Genomic DNA, 15,493 nt, shown 5'->3' with positions numbered 1-15,493 from the left:
CAGGGAGAAGGGGGCCCGGAGTGACCGCTGAGGCCAGTCGGACGGGCTCTTCGAAGGCCCTCGCGGCCGACGGCTCGCGGCCGCTGCGTATCGCGCTCCTCACGTACAAGGGAAACCCGTTCTGCGGCGGCCAGGGCGTCTACGTCCGGCACCTGTCCCGCGAACTCGCCCGCCTCGGCCACCACGTCGAGGTCATCGGCGCCCAGCCCTACCCCGTCCTCGACGAGGGCTACGACGGCCTGCGCCTCACCGAGCTGCCCAGCCTCGACCTCTACCGCCAGCCCGACCCCTTCCGCACCCCGGGACGGGACGAGTACCGGGACTGGATCGACGCCCTTGAGGTCGCGACCATGTGGACCGGCGGCTTCCCCGAGCCGGTCACGTTCTCCCTGCGGGCCCGCCGTCATCTGCGCGCCCGCCGCGGCGACTTCGACGTCGTGCACGACAACCAGACGCTCGGGTACGGGCTGCTGGGTGACGTCGGCGCGCCCCTGGTGACGACGATCCATCACCCCATCACCGTGGACCGGCAGTTGGAGCTGGACGCGGCCGACGGCTGGAAGCGCCGGTTCTCCGTGAAGCGGTGGTACGGCTTCACCCGCATGCAGAAGCGGGTGGCGCGGCGGCTGCCGTCCGTGCTGACCGTCTCCGGCACCTCGCGTCAGGAGATCGTCGACCACCTCGGCGTCCGGGCGGACCGCATCCACGTCGTGCACATCGGCGCCGACACCGACCTCTTCTCGCCCGACCCCTCGGTGCCGCAGGTGCCGGGACGCATCGTCACCACGTCCAGCGCCGACGTGCCGCTGAAGGGGCTGGTCTTCCTCGTCGAGGCGCTGGCCAAGGTGCGCACCGAGCGTCCCGAGGCCCATCTCGTCGTCGTCGGTAAGCGGCCCACCGAGGGCCCGGTCGCGCAGGCCGTGCGGCGCTACGGGCTCGAAGGCGCCGTCGAGTTCGTCAAGGGCATCTCCGACGCCGAACTGGTCGACCTGGTGCGCTCGGCACAGGTCGCCTGCGTGCCGTCGCTCTACGAGGGCTTCTCGCTGCCGGCGGCCGAGGCGATGGCCACCGGGACGCCGCTGCTCGCCACGACCGGCGGGGCGATCCCCGAAGTGGCCGGGCGGGACGGGGAGACGTGCCTCGCGGTGCCGCCGGGCGACGCGGGCGCGCTGGCCGGCGGACTGAGCCGGCTCCTGGGCGACGCCGCACTGCGCGCACGGCTCGGCGCGGCCGGACGCGAGCGCGTCCTGCGCCACTTCACCTGGGCGCGCGCCGCGGAGGGCACGGTGGCCCGCTACCGGGAGGCGATCGCCCGTACCGGCGAGGACCGGCGGCCCGGTTCCGCGGTGTCGCCCGGCCCGGCCGGCTCGGCTGCCCGTGCCGGCGAGGACCGGCGGCCCGGTTCCGCGGTGTCGCCCGGCCCGGCCGCCCGTACCGGCGAGGACCGGCGGCCCGGTTCCGCGGTGTCGCCCGGCCCGGCCGGCTCGGCCGCCCGTACCGGCGAGCGCGGTCGGCCTGGCCCCGCGGTGTCGCCCGACCCGGCCCGCTCGCCCCGGACCTCCGGCGCCACGGAGCGCCCCGGCACGCTGGTCGCGAGCGGCCCCTCCGGCCTCGGCGGGGCCGTCGAGGAGGCGGACGCGGAGGCGGTCACCGGCGGCGCGGGCGGCCCCGGGAACCCTCCGGGCGACGTCCCCGGCGCTGTCCCCACCAGCCCCGCCCCCACGCCTCCCGGGGCGACCCCCACGAGTACCAACGGCGTCTACCGCGAAAGCAGGACCACGTGCTGACCGTCGACTTCTCCCGGTTCCCGCTCGCCCCGGGCGACCGCGTCCTGGACCTCGGATGCGGTGCCGGCCGGCACGCGTTCGAGTGCTACCGGCGCGGCGCGCAGGTCGTCGCGCTGGACCAGAACGGCGAGGAGATCCGCGAGGTCGCCAAGTGGTTCGCGGCGATGAAGGAGGCGGGCGAGGCGCCCGAGGGCGCCACCGCGACCGCCATGGAGGGCGACGCCCTCGCCCTGCCCTTCCCCGACGACTCCTTCGACGTCGTCATCATCTCCGAGGTGATGGAGCACATCCCGGACGACAAGGGCGTGCTCGCCGAGATGGTCCGGGTCCTGCGGCCCGGCGGCCGGATCGCGATCACCGTCCCGCGCTACGGCCCCGAGAAGGTCTGCTGGACCCTCTCCGACGCCTACCACGAGGTCGAGGGCGGCCACATCCGCATCTACAAGGCGGACGAACTCCTCGCGAAGATCCGGGAGGCCGGCCTCAGGCCGTACGGCACGCACCACGCGCACGCCCTGCACTCCCCGTACTGGTGGCTGAAGTGCGCCTTCGGCGTCGACAACGACAAGGCGCTGCCGGTACGGGCGTACCACAAGCTGCTGGTCTGGGACATCATGAAGAAGCCGCTGGCCACCCGCGTCGCCGAGCAGGCGCTGAACCCGCTGATCGGCAAGAGCTTCGTGGCCTACGCGACCAAGCCCCACCTGCCCTCGGTGGACGCCCGGTGACCACTCCCCGGACGGAACACCTCGTCCTGCCCGGGGTCCTCACCGCCGAGCAGGCCGCCGCGACCGTACGCGGCATCCTCGCCGTGCAGCGGGAGGACGGGGCGATCCCGTGGTTCCGCGGGCATCACCTCGACCCGTGGGACCACACCGAGGCCGCCATGGCGCTGGACGCGGCGGGCGAGCACGAGGCCGCCGAGCGGGCCTACCTGTGGCTGGCGGCCCATCAGAACCAGGACGGCTCCTGGTACGCGGCGTACGCCGACGGGGCGCACGACGACGTCACCGACCGGGGGCGCGAGACCAACTTCGTCGCCTACGTCGCCGTCGGCGTCTGGCACCACTACCTCTCCACCGGCGACGACACCTTCCTCGACCGCATGTGGCCGGTCGTCCACGCGGCCGTCGAGTGCGTGCTCTCCCTCCAGCAGCCCGGCGGGGAGATCGGCTGGAAACGCGAGGACGACGGCACGCCCGTCACCGACGCGCTGCTCACGGGGTCCTCCTCCATCCACCACGCACTGCGCTGCGCGCTCGCCGTCGCCGAACAGCGTGAGGAGCCGCAGCCCGACTGGGAACTGGCGCTCGGCATGCTGCGGCACGCGATACGCCGGCACCCGGAGCGGTTCCTGGACAAGGACCGCTACTCGATGGACTGGTACTACCCGGTACTGGGCGGCGCCCTGACCGGCGCGGAGGCCAAGTCCCGTGTGGAGGAGGGCTGGGAGCGGTTCGTCGTGCCCGGACTCGGGGTCCGGTGCGTGGTGCCCAACCCGTGGGTCACCGGCGGCGAGTCGGCCGAACTCGCCCTGGCACTGTGGGCGACGGGCGAGTCCGACCGCGCGCTGGAGATCCTTCAGTCCATCCAGCACCTGCGCGATCAGGAGACCGGGCTGTACTGGACGGGTTACGTGTTCGAGGACGACGCGATCTGGCCACGTGAACTGACCACGTGGACCGCGGGCTCACTGCTGCTCGCCGTCGCGGCGCTGGGTGGGCACGAGGCCACGTGTGCGGTGTTCGGTGGGGATCTGCTGCCGGTGGGGCTGGATCCCGACTGCTGCGCCTGAGGTCAGTGCTGACGGTGCATGCGGCCCGCGATCGCGTGGCCGACGAAGAGGTACACGACCGCCGCGAGACCGTAGCCCGCGACGACGCGTGCCCATGCCGCGTCGAAGGTGAAGAGGTCGTAGGACCAGCCGGCCAGCCAGCGCGCGGCGTCGTGCACGAACTGCACGAAGTCGTTGCCGGGGTTGGCGTCCAGCAGGTACATGAGGATCCACAGGCCCAGGATGAGGGCCATGATGTCGGCGACGATCGCTATGACCGTGCCGGCCTGGTTCGCACCGCGATATCTGGGGGACATGCCCTACGGATTGCCGCTCGTTCCTGGCTGAAACCAGAAAGGTCCGCGTCCTCGACAGGGCACCCGTTCCCCCTTCGTTCGGGCGGAGTTGACCACTCCGGGGGATGATGTTCCACGGGGTCACTGATGATCCTGGCCCCTTGAGCGGCAGGAGGGCCGTTGTCCGCGACCGTGGAACCCAGACTCACCATCCGCAGAACCACGCACCGCCGCGTCCCACGCCTCGTCGTCGCCGCGCTGCCCCTCGCCCTGGCCGGACTGCTGTCCCTGCTGATCTCCGGCAACACCCTGAGGCCCTTCGAACGCATCACGGTCATCGACTCCCGGATGGCCTCCAAGTCCGACTACTTCAGGGACCCCGAGGTGCAGCGCCTGCTGCTCCGGCACGGCATCCGCGTCGACATCCGCCGCCTCGGATCCCGCGGCATCGCCACCCGCTCGCTCGAGGGCCTGGACGTCGTCTTCCCGTCCGGCCAGCCCGCGGCGAAGCAGATCCTGGACCGGCCGGACGACACCGGCAGGTCCGTGCGCCCCTTCGTCTCCCCGCTGACCCTCGGCAGCTTCCGCGACTACGCGCAGGCCCTGGTGCAGGCCGGCGTGGCCACCCCGCAGCGCCCCACGAACGGGACGGAGACGCTCTACTACGACCTCGACATGGCCAAGTTCATGACCCTGCTCAACGGCGTGGACGACCGCGACGACCCCGTCGACGGCCCCAGGGACGGCAAGGGCAAGGAGGCCGACACCTGGGACGGCATCGGCTACGATGACGTGGCCGCCGGCGACCGCAACAGCGGCAGCGTGCTGGTGCGCACGTCCAACGTCTGCGAGTCCAACTCGGCCGGCACCTATCTGAGCATGCTCGCCTTCGTCGCCGGCGGCGAGAAGACGCCCGGCTCCAGCCACCCCAACGACCCCCGGCGGGCCCAGGCGGAGGTCGACCGGATATCCGCCGAGATCAAGCCGCTCGTCACCCTCCAGGGCATGTGGGCCGACGAGCAGGCCGACAGCTACTTCTCCGCCCTCGGCGAGTCCCTCGCGCCCATCGCCCTGATCTACGAGCACCAGTTCCTGGCCCACCAGATAGCCCACGAGGCCAAGGAGGGGACGCAGGACAGCAGCCGCGTCCTGCTCTACCCCAAGCCCTACGCCCTCACCGAACCGCAGCTCATCTCCCTGAGCCCGGACGGCGACCGGCTCGTCGAGCTGATCGAGAAGGACGCGGAACTGCGCCGCCGCGCCCTCGAGCTGGGCTTCCGGATCCGCTTCTCCGGCGAGGACGGCGCCAGCCGCCAGCTCGACGACTACCTGCGCGAGCACGGCATCCAGGTGCCGGTCCCGAACCCCGACCGGACGAAGGCGCTCGAACCCGGTCTGCAGATCCTGGACGACATCATCGACTACGTCGGCGACTGCCCGCCGCCCGACCTGGACGACGTCTCGTGACCCGCCTCGGCCGCGCCCTGACCGCCTCGCTCGCCCTGGCACTGCTCGCCGGCCCCACCTCCTGCACACGGGACGAGGAACCGGTCACGCTGCGCGTCCTCGCCAGCCCCGAACTCGCCGACCTCGCCCCGCTCCTGGACGACCTGGAGGAGGACACCGGCGTCGAGCTGGAGATGGAGTACGAGGCCGGCGCCGACCTCGCGGGGCAGTACCCCGGCGGCCGGTCCTACGACCTGGCGTGGCTCGCCTCCGACCGCTCCTTCCAACTCCGCGTCCAGGACTCCAAGGGCCGCCTGACCCGCCCCGAGTCCACCCCGATCATGCGCTCGCCCGTCGTCGTCGGCCTGGAGCGCGAGGTCGCCGACACGCTGCGCGCGGCCGCTCCCGGAGGCCGGATCTCCTGGGCGGACGTGGCCGACGCGGCCGCCGAGGGCACCGTACGGTTCGGGATGGCCGACCCGCGGCACAGCGACACCGGCCGCGCCGCTCTCGTGGGGGTCGCCACCGCCGCCGCCGGCACCGGACGCGCGCTGCGCGAGCAGGACGTCTCCTGCGACCGGCTGCGCGGCTTCCGCTCCGGCCAGACCCTGACCGCGCCTGGCTCGCGGGCCCTGATCGACGCCTATCTCGGCGCACCGGGCAAGGCCAACGCGCTCATCGCGCACGAGGCCGAACTCCTCGCGCTCAACGCCGGGGACCGGCGGGCCGACCCGCTGCGGATCGTGCACCCCGCCGACGGCATGATGCTCTCCGACTTCCCGCTGCTCCTGCTCGACCAGGAACGGCGCGAGGCGTACGGCAAGGTGGTGGACTGGCTGCTGAGCACCGACACCCAGCGCCGGCTCATGGAGCGGACCTTCCGCCGCCCGGTCGACCCGGACGTCGAGCCCTCCGCCCCGCTGCGCGCGGACGTGGGCAACGCGCTGTCCTTCCCCGACAGCCTCTCCATCGTCGAACAGCTGATCAGCGACTACGGCGACCCCCGTAGCCGCACCGCCGACCAGGTCGTCTTCGTCCTCGACTTCTCCACCTCGATGCGCGGCGCGCGCATGGCCGGCCTGCGCGCCGCGTTCGCGGGACTGAGCGGCGCCGACGACACCTCCACCGGCAAGTTCGCCCGCTTCTACCGGGGCGAGCGGCTCTCCGTGGTCCGGTTCGGCGGCCGGGTGCTGGAGGAGACGACGGTGACCGTGCGCGGCGAGGCCGATCTGCGCGCCCTGGACCGACTCGTCGCCGACGGCGGCTACGACGACGCCACCGCCGTGTGGACCGCCCTCGACCGGGGCTACCGCATCGCCGCCGCCGCCGTCCGCGACGAACCCGCCCGTCCCGTCGCCGTCGTGCTGATGACCGACGGCGAGAACAACGCGGGCATCGGCTACGAGGAGTTCCTGCGCCGGCACGAGGCCCTCGGGGCCGACGCCGAGGCGGTGCCCACCTTCCCCGTCCTCTTCGGAGAGGCCGACGCCGCCGCCCTGCGGCGCGCCGCCACCGCCACCGGCGGCCGCATGGTCGACGCGGGCCTCTCCTCCCTCTCCGACGCGTTCAAGGAGATCCGTGGGTGTCATTGATGCTCAGTGGTGGGGCCTTTGGTGGCCGTGGCTGCTCGTCTGGGCCGGCACGGCGGTCTGCGCCGTCGTGGTGCTCGGACACGGCCTGCGGCGGCTGCGCGGCCGCCGCAGACCCGGCGGCACCCACCTCGACATGTGCTTCTACCTGCACAAGCAGCGCGTCATGGACATCTACGAGGTCGGTGGCTTCGCCCAGTCCCTGAGCCAGGAGGTCGCCCACCGGCTCCAGGTCCAGAACCACTTCGGGCTGTGGGGCAAGCTCTTCTTCTGGCTGGGCAAGGCCGAACGGGGCGTCACCCGGGAGCAGGTCACCACCTACCTCCGCGAGGCCAACCCCATGAACGTCATCGGCGTGGTCATGGACGCCATGCGCAAGGAGGACCGGGTGGTGGACGCCGACCTCATCGAGGGCGACCTCGTCCTCAACCGGGCGAGCGCCGACCGCCTGAGCCACCGCTACCCCGCCGGGGACATCCCGCTCAGCGCGCTGGGGCTGGAGTACGTCTCGGTCACCGGCGGCTTCACCGCGAAGCGGGAGGAGAACGGCGTCCGCCTGAGCGCCCCCTACGGCAACGGCGCCCGCGTGGAGATCATGTGCTTCGAGGCCCAGGGGCGGGGCGACTTCCACGAGGAGCACTACTACAGCGGCCGGTTCACGGCCCGGTGCCTCGGCAAGGTGCTGGCCTGGGACGAGGAGCAGCGCCGGCTCACTCTCGACCCGGTCGCCATCTTCCGCTGAGCGCTCAGGAGTTCAGCTCCGCCAGCACCCGCAGGGTGTGCGGGTCCGGGGCCAGCACCAACAGGTCGGTCACCGCGCCCTTGCGCCACAACTCCAGCCGCCGCGCCACGCGTTCGCGGGGACCGACGAGGGAGATCTCGTCCGCGAACGCGTCGGGCACGGCCCGTACCGCCTCCTCCCGCCGTCCGGCGAGGAACAGCTCCTGGATGCGCCGGGCCTCCTGCTCGTAGCCCATGCGGGCCATCAGCTCGGCGTGGAAGTTGCGCCGCGCGTGCCCCATCCCGCCGATGTAGAAGCCGAGCATCGCCTTGACCGGGAGCAGCCCCTGCGCGACGTCCCGGCAGACCCGCGCCTGGGCCAGCGGCGCGACCAGGAAGCCCTCGGGGGCATCGGCCAGGGACGGCTCGTACACCTCGGTGCGCTGCGGCGACCAGTACAGGGGGAGCCAGCCGTCGGCGATCCGCGCGGTCTGCGCGATGTTCTTCGGGCCCTCCGCGCCGAGCAGGATCGGCAGTCCGGGCCGCAGCGGATGCGTGATCGGCTTGAGGGCCTTGCCGAGGCCGGTGCCGTCCGGGCCCCGGTACGGGTGGGAGTGGAACCGCCCGTCGAGCTCGACGGGGGCCCGCCGCTTCAGGACCTGCCGTACGACGTCGACGTACTCCCGGGTCGCGGTCAGCGGCGAGGACGGGAACGGCCGCCCGTACCAGCCCTCCACGACCTGTGGCCCGGACAGGCCGAGACCCAGCATCATCCGGCCACCGGAGAGATGGTCGAGGGTCAGGGCGTGCATGGCGGTGGTGGTCGGCGGCCGGGCGGCCATCTGCGCGACCGCCGTGCCCAGCTTGATGGTCGAGGTGTGGGCGGCGAGCCAGGTCAGCGAGGTGAAGGCGTCCGAGCCCCAGGACTCGGCCGTCCACACGGAGTCGTACCCCAGCCGCTCGGCCTCCCGGGCCAGTGTGAGGTGGTCGGGGGAGGGGCCGCGGCCCCAGTAGCCGAGCGCGAGACCGAGCCGCATACCGCCGCCTCCTGACGAAGTGTCAGCGTGCCGGGGGGTGACTGTACGACAACGGCCCCCCGCCCGGAAGGGCGAGGGGCCGCGCGCACGGCGGGCGGATCAGCCGCGCTGGATGCCGCTGGTGTCCTGGAGGACGCCGCGACGGCCGTCCTGCGTCTGCGCGACCAGCGCCTGACCGCGCTGCTCGACGGCCAGGTACCAGGTGCCCGGGGCGAGTTCGGCGATCGGGGACGGCGAGCCGTCCTCCCCGAACAGCGGGCGCGGCACCGGCACCGCGAACCAGAACGGCGAGAAGTCCCCGGCGGGCGGCTGCGGCTGCTGCGGCTGCTGACCGTAGGGCTGGCCGGGCTGCCCCGGCTGCGGCTGACCGTACCCGGCGGGCTGCTGCGCGCCCGGGTAGCCGTAACCACCCTGCGGCGGACCGCCGTAGGGCTGCGGGGCTGCGGGGCGGGGGGCCGGGAGGAGGGCGGCGTTCAGCGCCGGCACGAGCGGCGCGGCCACGGCGGCCCCGGCGAGCAGGAGGGCGGCGATGAGGCCGAGGATGAGGCCGGCACCGCGGGTGTCGGCGTCGATCACCCACCACAGCAGCGCCCACGCGGACGCGACGGCCAGCCCCACGCCCAGCGGGCCCAGGTCGAGACCGACGACCTTGCGGGGCTGCGGCAGCAGGCGAGCGGCCACGATGAGCCCGGCACCGATCACACCGAGCATGTAGGTACCGAGACCGAGACCGAGGCTGAGACCCCAGGCGCTCGGGATGTCGGCCGCCTCGCACACTGCTTCCGGGGCGTCACAGCCGGCTACATCAAGAAGCGACGCGATGAAGAGCAACACCGCTGCTCCGATCACCACGCCGTCGCCTCGAGTGAGGGAGCGGATATTCACTTCAGGTCCTTCGCAGGTCGTCTCGTCGTCGGTAGAGGCGTCGCTGTCACCGAGTTGCCCGAAGGCCCAGGGTGCGAAGCGCGGGGGTGGCCCCTCATCGTACGGACGACACTATCGTCCGTACGAACGACCTGTCCGCCGGGATGATCGCCCCGGTGGCTACCCGCGCAGGAAACTCACGATTCCCTCAGAGATCCCTTGCGCCGCCTTCTGCCGCCAGGCTCCGCTGATCAGCAGTGCCGCGTCCTTGCTATCGCGCATGTTGCCGCACTCGATGAACACCTTCGGAACCGTTGACAGATTGAGACCGCCCAGGTCCTGTCGCGTGACGAGACCGGTGCCGCCGCCCACGTAGTTGGAGGGCGCGCTCCCGGTGGCGCGGACGAAACCGCCCGCGATACGCGCGCCGAGTTCCCGCGAGGGCGCGACGATCGGCCGGGTGTCGGCGGCGCCCGCGTGCACGGACGCCGGGAGGATGACGTGGAAGCCGCGGTTGCCGGTCCCGGAGCCGTCCGCGTGGATGGAGACGACCGCGTCGGCCTTCTCCTCGTTGCCGATCCGTGCCCGCTCGTCGATGCACGGCCCGTACGCCCGGTCGCCGTTCTGCGTCAACCGCACCGTGGCGCCCTGCTCCTGGAGGGCCGTGCGCAGCCGGCGGGCGACGTCGAGGGTGAACTCGGCCTCCGTGTAACCCGCGTTGGTGGCCGTGCCGGTGGTGTCGCACTCCTTCTGCGTCGTGCCGATGTCGACCTTGCGGTTGATCTCGGCCGGGTGCGCGAAGTTGTGCGGGTTGTGACCGGGGTCGATGACGACGACCTTGCCCTGGAGCGAGCCCGCGCGCGAGGGCGCGGGAGCGGGCTTCCCGTCGGAGGACGAGGAGTTCTCGCCCGAGGGGGAGTCCGAGGGGGAGGAGGCGGGGGCGGAGGGGGCCGACGGGGCGCCCGAGGGCGCCTTGGCCTCCGTGCGCTCCGCTCCCGAACCGCTGTCACCCACCGCCGCGTACACCGCCCACCCGAGCAGTGCGCCGGGCACCAGGGCCGCGACGGCGACGGTCGCCGCCCGGCGGCGGGAGCGGCGGGGCGTGGACGAATCGAACTCCGGACCTGTGTACGACACGCTTGCCACCCTAGCGGCCGTCGGGCCGCGACCCCGGTTTGTGTACGTCCCTCCGGGTGGCGCCCGGTCAGATCCCGGCGCCGGTGCGCCGCAGCACCCGCAGCGAGTCCGTCGCCGAGACCTCCGTGAAGGCGCCCGAGGCGAGCGCGCGCAGGTAGATCCGGTACGGGGCCTGGCCGGTGAACTCGTCGGCCGGGTCGGGGAAGACGTCGTGGATGACGAGCAGACCGCCGTCCGCGACATGGGGCGCCCAGCCCTCGTAGTCGGCGGTGGCGTGCTCGTCGGTGTGACCGCCGTCGACGAAGACCAGACCGAGGGGGGTCCGCCAGATCCGCGCCACCTGCGGGGAACGGCCGACCAGCGCCACCACGTGCTCCTCGAGGCCGGCCCGGTGCAGGGTGCGGCGGAAGGCGGGCAGGGTGTCCATCAGGCCGAGCTCGGGGTCGACCGTCCGCGGGTCGTGGTAGTCCCAGCCCGGCTGCTGCTCCTCGCTGCCCCGGTGGTGGTCGACGGTGAGCGCGGTGACGCCGGCCGCGCGGGCGGCGTCGGCGAGCAGGATCGTGGAGCGGCCGCAGTACGTGCCGACCTCCAGCAGCGGCAGCCCGAGCCGTCCGGCCTCGACGGCCGCCGCGTACAGGGCCAGGCCCTCACCCGCGGGCATGAACCCCTTCGCCGCCTCGAACGAGGCCAGGATCTCGGGCGGGGGAGCCGCGCTCATGGCAGGAGCCTTCCGGTCGCAGGGTGTGTCCGGGCGCCCATGCTGCCGCACCCCCGGTCGACGCGGTGACCGGGGGTGCGGGTGGGGGGTGCGGGGAAGGGCTCAGGCCGTGACCGTCTCGCCGGGCAGGGCGAGGTCCAGGTCGATCGGGTCGCCGACGCCGGAGTGGGTCGCGGCGGAGGCGAGGGGGCCGTGCCCGGCCGCCTGGGTGGCGAGGACGTACGGGCCCCCGGCCGGGACCGCCAGCGCGTAGCTGCCGTCGTCGCCGGAGAGGGTCGCGCCCGCGTGCCGGCCCCGCCGGTCGATCAGCGTGACCTTGGCGCGGGCGACGGGTGTGCCGTCGGCGGCCAGGACCCGGCCGCGGAAGCCGCCGAGCGCCGCGACGGCGCGCTCCAGGTTGGCGTCCTCCTCGCTGCTCGCCAGCAGCTGAGGCAGCTCCGAGGGGCGGCGGCGGGGCAGGCAGAGGGCCAGGATCAGGCCGATGCCGACGGCGCCGGTCGCGATCAGGAAGGAGACCCGGAAGCCCTGCATCGTGGGTATCTCCACGCCCCCGACGGTGTTCGCGGTGTTGGCCAGCACCATGCCGATGACGGCACTGGAGACGGACGTGCCGATGGACCGCATCAGGGTGTTGAGGCCGTTCGCCGCGCCCGTCTCCGAGGCCGGGACCGCGCCGATGATCAGCGCGGGCAGCGAGGAGTAGGCGAGGCCGATGCCCGCGCCGAGGATCACCGAGGTGACGACGGTCTGCCAGGCGGCGTTCATCAGGCCGAGGCCGCCGGCGTAGCCGAGGCCGATGACCAGGAGGCCGATGATCAGCGTGGTGCGCGGGCCGTAGCGGGCGGAGAGGCGGGCGTAGACCGGTGCGGTGAACATCATCGTCAGGCCCAGCGGGGCCACGCACAGACCCGCGACGACCATCGACTGGCCGAGGCCGTAGCCGGTGGCGGCGGGGAGCTGGAGGAGCTGGGGCAGGACGAGGGAGACGACGAAGAAGGAGACGCCGACCATGATCGACGCGAGGTTGGTGAGCAGCACCTCGCGGCGGGCGGTGGTGCGCAGGTCCACCAGCGGCGACGACAAGCGCAGCTCCAGCACGCCCCACAGGAGCAGCACGGCGGCGGCCGCCCCGAACAGGCCGAGCGTGGTGGGCGACGACCAGCCCCAGTCGCTGCCCTTCGTGATCGGGAGCAGGAACAGCACCAGCCCGAGGGACAGCCCGAGGGCGCCCAGCAGGTCGAAGGTGCCCGGCGCGCGGACCGGGGACTCCGGGACGGTGACGAGGGTGAGGACGATGGCGAGCGTGCCGAGGCCCGCCGCGCCGTAGAAGAGGGTGTGCCAGTCGGAGTTCTGGGCGACCAGGGCCGCGGCGGGCAGCGCCAGGCCGCCGCCGACGCCGATCGAGGAGCTCATCAGGGCCATCGCCGAGCCGAGCCGCTCGCGCGGCAGCATGTCGCGCATCAGGCCGATACCGAGGGGGATCGCTCCCATCGCGAAGCCCTGGAGCGTACGGCCGACGATCATGGGGAGCAGGGTGCTGCTGAGCGCGCTGAGCAGGGCGCCGAACACCATCACCGTCAGGCTCAGCACGAGCAGGCGCCGCTTGCCGTACAGGTCGCCGAGGCGGCCCATGATCGGGGTGGCCACGGCCCCCGAGAGAAGGGTGGATGTCAGGACCCAGGTGGCGTTGCTGGGCGAGGTGTCGAGCAGTTGCGGCAGGTCCTTGATGACAGGGACGAGCAGGGTCTGCATCACTGCGACCACGATGCCCGCGAAGGCGAGCACGGGGACGACGGTGCCGCCCGCGGTGGCGGTGGGCCGGCCGGTCGTCGTGAGCGTCATGGGGTGGGGCCTCCGGGCCGGAAGAAGATCGTGAGTACGTTCAGTGTGAACCCCGTGCGCTCGGGCAACTATTCCAGTGCTTCGGGACACTAACGAATCCTTGACCGACTCATGGGGATCTGATCTTTCGTCAGTCGGCCCCGTCCGGGAGCCGTCGGGTCAGGCGAAGGGCCCGTCCGCGCCGAAGGCCAGCTCGGCGAAGCGCTCGCCCATGCGGCGGTGGGCGGCGGCGTCGGGGTGCAGGTCGTCGGGGAGCGGGAGTTCGGCGTGGTCGGCCTCGCCGTAGAGCGCGCGCCCGTCGAGGTGGTGCAGGTGGGGATCGTCGGCCGCGCGCTGCTCGACGATGCGGGACAGTTCGGCGCGGATGACGTTCAGGGTGAGTTTGCCCGCGGCCGTCTCCGCGGGGTCGCCGGCCGCCCGGAACCGGAGCCGGCCCGCGCTCAGCTCGCTGAAGTCGAAGAGGCAGGGGCCGGGGGTGTCCTCGTGCATAGGGCACAGGATCGGGGAGACGACCAGCAGGGGCGTCGTGGGGTGGCCCTCGCGGATCGTGTCCAGGAAGCCGTGGACGGCGGGCGTGAAGGCGCGCAGCCGCATCACGTCGAGGTTGACCAGATTGATCCCGATCTTGACGCTGATCAGGTCCGCGGGGGTGTCCCGCAGGGCGCGCGCGGTGAAGGGGTCCAGCACGGCGTTGCCGCTCAGGCCCAGGTTGATCAGCTCGGCACCGCCGAGGGAGGCGGCGAGCGCGGGCCAGGTGGTGGTGGGGCTCGCGGCGTCGGAGCCGTGGCTGATGGAGCTGCCGTGGTGCAGCCAGACCGGGCGGCCGGTGTCGGGGGCGGGCTCGACGGGGGCGTCGGTGCGCAGGGCGACGAGTTCGGTGATCTCGTTGTGCGGCAGCCAGATCTCGACGGTCTTGTCGTCGCCGGGCAGGCCGGTGAAGCGGACCGTGCCGGGCTCGCCGGCGCGCAGCGCGGTGGCGCCGGTGGTCATGTCCGTCGTGACGATGTTGCCGCCGGGCGCGGTGGCCTGGCCTGCCAGCCTGCCGTCGACCACGAGGTCGTACACGCCGTCCGGGCGCGGCGGGGCGCCGGTGTAGGCCCGCTTGGTGGGGAGGGTGTCCAGCTCGATCGAGGTGGCGCGGGTGCGCAGGGCCAGGCGGACGCCGGACGGCTGGGACTCGGCCATCTCCAGTTGCGCGTCGGTGTTCTGGGCGCGGGCCGCGGCGGGCAGCCGGTGCGGGAGCAGGCCGTGCGCGGTGCGCTCGACGTCCAGGGCGCCGCGGAGGTGGGCGGGGGTCAGGGGGGTGGTGATCCAGGAATGCATGGCCTCTGCCTGTGGTGTCGTGGTCTCGGGGGGGGGCTTGGGGATCTCAGGGGGGCTTCGGGGTCTCGGGGAGGGGCTTCGGGGTCTCGAGGAGGGGCTTCGGGGTCTGGGAGGGGCTTCGGGGTTTCGGGGAGGGGGCGGGCTCCGGGTGCGCTTCGGGCTTGGGGGGTGGGTGCTTTCCGAGTACGGGGCATCGGGCGCTTCCCGAGCTTCGGGGCTACGGGGGTGCGGGTGCGCTCCGGGCTTCGGGGGTGCGGGTGCTTCCCTGGCTTCGGGGCTTCCCTGGCTTCGGGGCTTCGGGGCTTCGGGGTACCGGCGTTCGTCCCGCGGCGCTCACGGGGCGCGGGCCGGGAGCGGTCAGCTCGTGGGCCAGTTGCGCAGGAGGGCGTCGAGGGCGTCGAGGATGCGGTGCCAGGACTCCTCGGAGTCCGGGGCGCTGTGACTGAAGCCGCCCGCCAGCTCCAGGCTGACGTACCCGTGGAAGACGCTGCCGAGCATGCGCACCGCATGGGTCTGGTCGGGTTCCGTGAGGTCGTAGCCGCGCAGGATGGCGCGCGTCATGGCGGCGTGCCGGACGCCCGCGCTCGCGGCGGCCGTCTCGGGGTCGAGCCTCATCTGGGCGGCGGCGTAGCGGCCGGGGTGCTCGCGGGCGTAGTCGCGGTAGACGGCGGCGAAGGCCGTGAGCGCGTCCTTGCCGGCCCGGCCGGCCAGGGCGTCGGCGGCGCGGTCGGCCATCTCCTCCAGGGCGAGCAGGGCGATCCTCGTCCTGAGGTCCTCGGAGTTGCGCACATGCGAGTAGAGGCTGGCGACCTTGACGTCGAAGCGACGGGCCAGCGCGGAGACGGTCACCTCGTCGAAGCCGACCTCGTCGGCCAGCTCGGCGCCGGCCTGCGTGAGGCGGGCGGGGGTCAGTCCTGCGCGTGCCATGGGCTAAGACTTCCTCTCTTTTTCCGAATGCCA

14 protein-coding genes are annotated in these 15,493 nt (G+C 73.0%); 6 read left to right on the top strand and 8 right to left on the bottom strand.

Features of this window, described 5'->3' with window-relative positions:
• The first annotated feature begins 20 nt into the window (after positions 1-20).
• Genes ACIP2X_RS25375 through ACIP2X_RS25365 form a run of 3 tightly spaced genes read left to right on the top strand, consistent with a single transcriptional unit; the run spans position 21 to position 3,582 of the window.
• Positions 21-1,787, top strand: coding sequence for a glycosyltransferase (locus ACIP2X_RS25375; RefSeq protein WP_401676670.1), 1,767 nt, complete (start codon positions 21-23; stop codon positions 1,785-1,787).
• Positions 1,781-2,515: a class I SAM-dependent methyltransferase gene (locus ACIP2X_RS25370; RefSeq protein ID WP_401676669.1), complete on the top strand. Its 735-nt coding sequence runs from the start codon at positions 1,781-1,783 to the stop codon at positions 2,513-2,515. Before ACIP2X_RS25375 ends, ACIP2X_RS25370 begins: the two co-directional genes overlap by 7 nt.
• On the top strand, positions 2,512-3,582 hold the full coding sequence (locus ACIP2X_RS25365) for a prenyltransferase (protein WP_401676668.1): 1,071 nt from the start codon (positions 2,512-2,514) through the stop codon (positions 3,580-3,582). The genes ACIP2X_RS25370 and ACIP2X_RS25365 overlap by 4 nt, the downstream gene beginning before the upstream one ends.
• Before the next feature lie 2 nt (positions 3,583-3,584).
• Here ACIP2X_RS25365 and ACIP2X_RS25360 read toward each other — a convergent pair whose 3' ends face one another.
• A complete protein-coding gene (locus ACIP2X_RS25360; protein WP_365445445.1) occupies positions 3,585-3,878 on the bottom strand; it encodes a hypothetical protein in 294 nt (97 codons plus the stop codon).
• A 159-nt stretch (positions 3,879-4,037) separates the two neighbouring features.
• Between ACIP2X_RS25360 and ACIP2X_RS25355 the strand changes: the two genes are divergently transcribed.
• From ACIP2X_RS25355 to ACIP2X_RS25345, 3 genes are read left to right on the top strand one after another with little or no spacing between them, the layout of a single operon-like run.
• The gene (locus ACIP2X_RS25355) at positions 4,038-5,324 is read left to right on the top strand and encodes a hypothetical protein (protein ID WP_401676667.1); all 1,287 of its coding nucleotides are present in this window, start codon (positions 4,038-4,040) and stop codon (positions 5,322-5,324) included.
• A complete protein-coding gene (locus ACIP2X_RS25350; protein WP_401676666.1) occupies positions 5,321-6,895 on the top strand; it encodes a substrate-binding domain-containing protein in 1,575 nt (524 codons plus the stop codon). The genes ACIP2X_RS25355 and ACIP2X_RS25350 overlap by 4 nt, the downstream gene beginning before the upstream one ends.
• Complete coding sequence (locus tag ACIP2X_RS25345; protein WP_401676665.1) at positions 6,882-7,634, top strand: hypothetical protein; 753 nt, start codon at positions 6,882-6,884, stop codon at positions 7,632-7,634. Before ACIP2X_RS25350 ends, ACIP2X_RS25345 begins: the two co-directional genes overlap by 14 nt.
• Positions 7,635-7,638: 4 nt before the next feature.
• On the opposite strand, the gene ACIP2X_RS25340 is transcribed toward ACIP2X_RS25345, so the two are convergent.
• From ACIP2X_RS25340 to ACIP2X_RS25310, 7 genes are all read right to left on the bottom strand, one after another.
• Complete coding sequence (locus ACIP2X_RS25340) at positions 7,639-8,649, bottom strand: LLM class F420-dependent oxidoreductase (protein ID WP_401676664.1); 1,011 nt, start codon at positions 8,647-8,649, stop codon at positions 7,639-7,641.
• Positions 8,650-8,748: 99 nt separating this feature from the next.
• On the bottom strand, positions 8,749-9,534 hold the full coding sequence (locus tag ACIP2X_RS25335; protein WP_401676663.1) for a DUF5336 domain-containing protein: 786 nt from the start codon (positions 9,532-9,534) through the stop codon (positions 8,749-8,751).
• Between the two features lie 159 nt (positions 9,535-9,693).
• On the bottom strand, positions 9,694-10,650 hold the full coding sequence (locus ACIP2X_RS25330) for an N-acetylmuramoyl-L-alanine amidase (protein ID WP_401676662.1): 957 nt from the start codon (positions 10,648-10,650) through the stop codon (positions 9,694-9,696).
• A 67-nt stretch (positions 10,651-10,717) separates the two neighbouring features.
• Positions 10,718-11,368, bottom strand: a complete 651-nt coding sequence (locus ACIP2X_RS25325) for a class I SAM-dependent methyltransferase (RefSeq protein ID WP_401676661.1) — start codon at positions 11,366-11,368, stop codon at positions 10,718-10,720.
• A 102-nt stretch (positions 11,369-11,470) separates the two neighbouring features.
• The gene (locus tag ACIP2X_RS25320; RefSeq protein WP_401676660.1) at positions 11,471-13,210 is read right to left on the bottom strand and encodes an MFS transporter; all 1,740 of its coding nucleotides are present in this window, start codon (positions 13,208-13,210) and stop codon (positions 11,471-11,473) included.
• Positions 13,211-13,369: 159 nt separating this feature from the next.
• Positions 13,370-14,533, bottom strand: a complete 1,164-nt coding sequence (locus tag ACIP2X_RS25315; protein WP_401676659.1) for a GDSL-type esterase/lipase family protein — start codon at positions 14,531-14,533, stop codon at positions 13,370-13,372.
• A gap of 357 nt (positions 14,534-14,890) precedes the next feature.
• Positions 14,891-15,460: a TetR/AcrR family transcriptional regulator gene (locus ACIP2X_RS25310; RefSeq protein WP_401676658.1), complete on the bottom strand. Its 570-nt coding sequence runs from the start codon at positions 15,458-15,460 to the stop codon at positions 14,891-14,893.
• Positions 15,461-15,493: the final 33 nt, after the last annotated feature.

The organism is Streptomyces sp. NPDC089424 (genome assembly GCF_044749345.1).
In the GTDB taxonomy this organism is placed as follows: domain Bacteria; phylum Actinomycetota; class Actinomycetes; order Streptomycetales; family Streptomycetaceae; genus Streptomyces.
This window is presented reverse-complemented; position numbering and strand designations above follow the sequence as displayed.

What these genes read in the sequence shown, in the direction of transcription:
- ACIP2X_RS25360 (WP_365445445.1), bottom strand. Translation starts at nt 3,878, where the DNA reads ATGTCCCCCAGATATCGCGGTGCGAACCAGGCCGGCACGGTCATAGCG.
- ACIP2X_RS25340 (WP_401676664.1), bottom strand. Translation starts at nt 8,649, where the DNA reads ATGCGGCTCGGTCTCGCGCTCGGCTACTGGGGCCGCGGCCCCTCCCCC.
- ACIP2X_RS25325 (WP_401676661.1), bottom strand. Translation starts at nt 11,368, where the DNA reads ATGAGCGCGGCTCCCCCGCCCGAGATCCTGGCCTCGTTCGAGGCGGCG.
- ACIP2X_RS25320 (WP_401676660.1), bottom strand. Translation starts at nt 13,210, where the DNA reads ATGACGCTCACGACGACCGGCCGGCCCACCGCCACCGCGGGCGGCACC.
- ACIP2X_RS25315 (WP_401676659.1), bottom strand. Translation starts at nt 14,533, where the DNA reads ATGCATTCCTGGATCACCACCCCCCTGACCCCCGCCCACCTCCGCGGC.
- ACIP2X_RS25310 (WP_401676658.1), bottom strand. Translation starts at nt 15,460, where the DNA reads ATGGCACGCGCAGGACTGACCCCCGCCCGCCTCACGCAGGCCGGCGCC.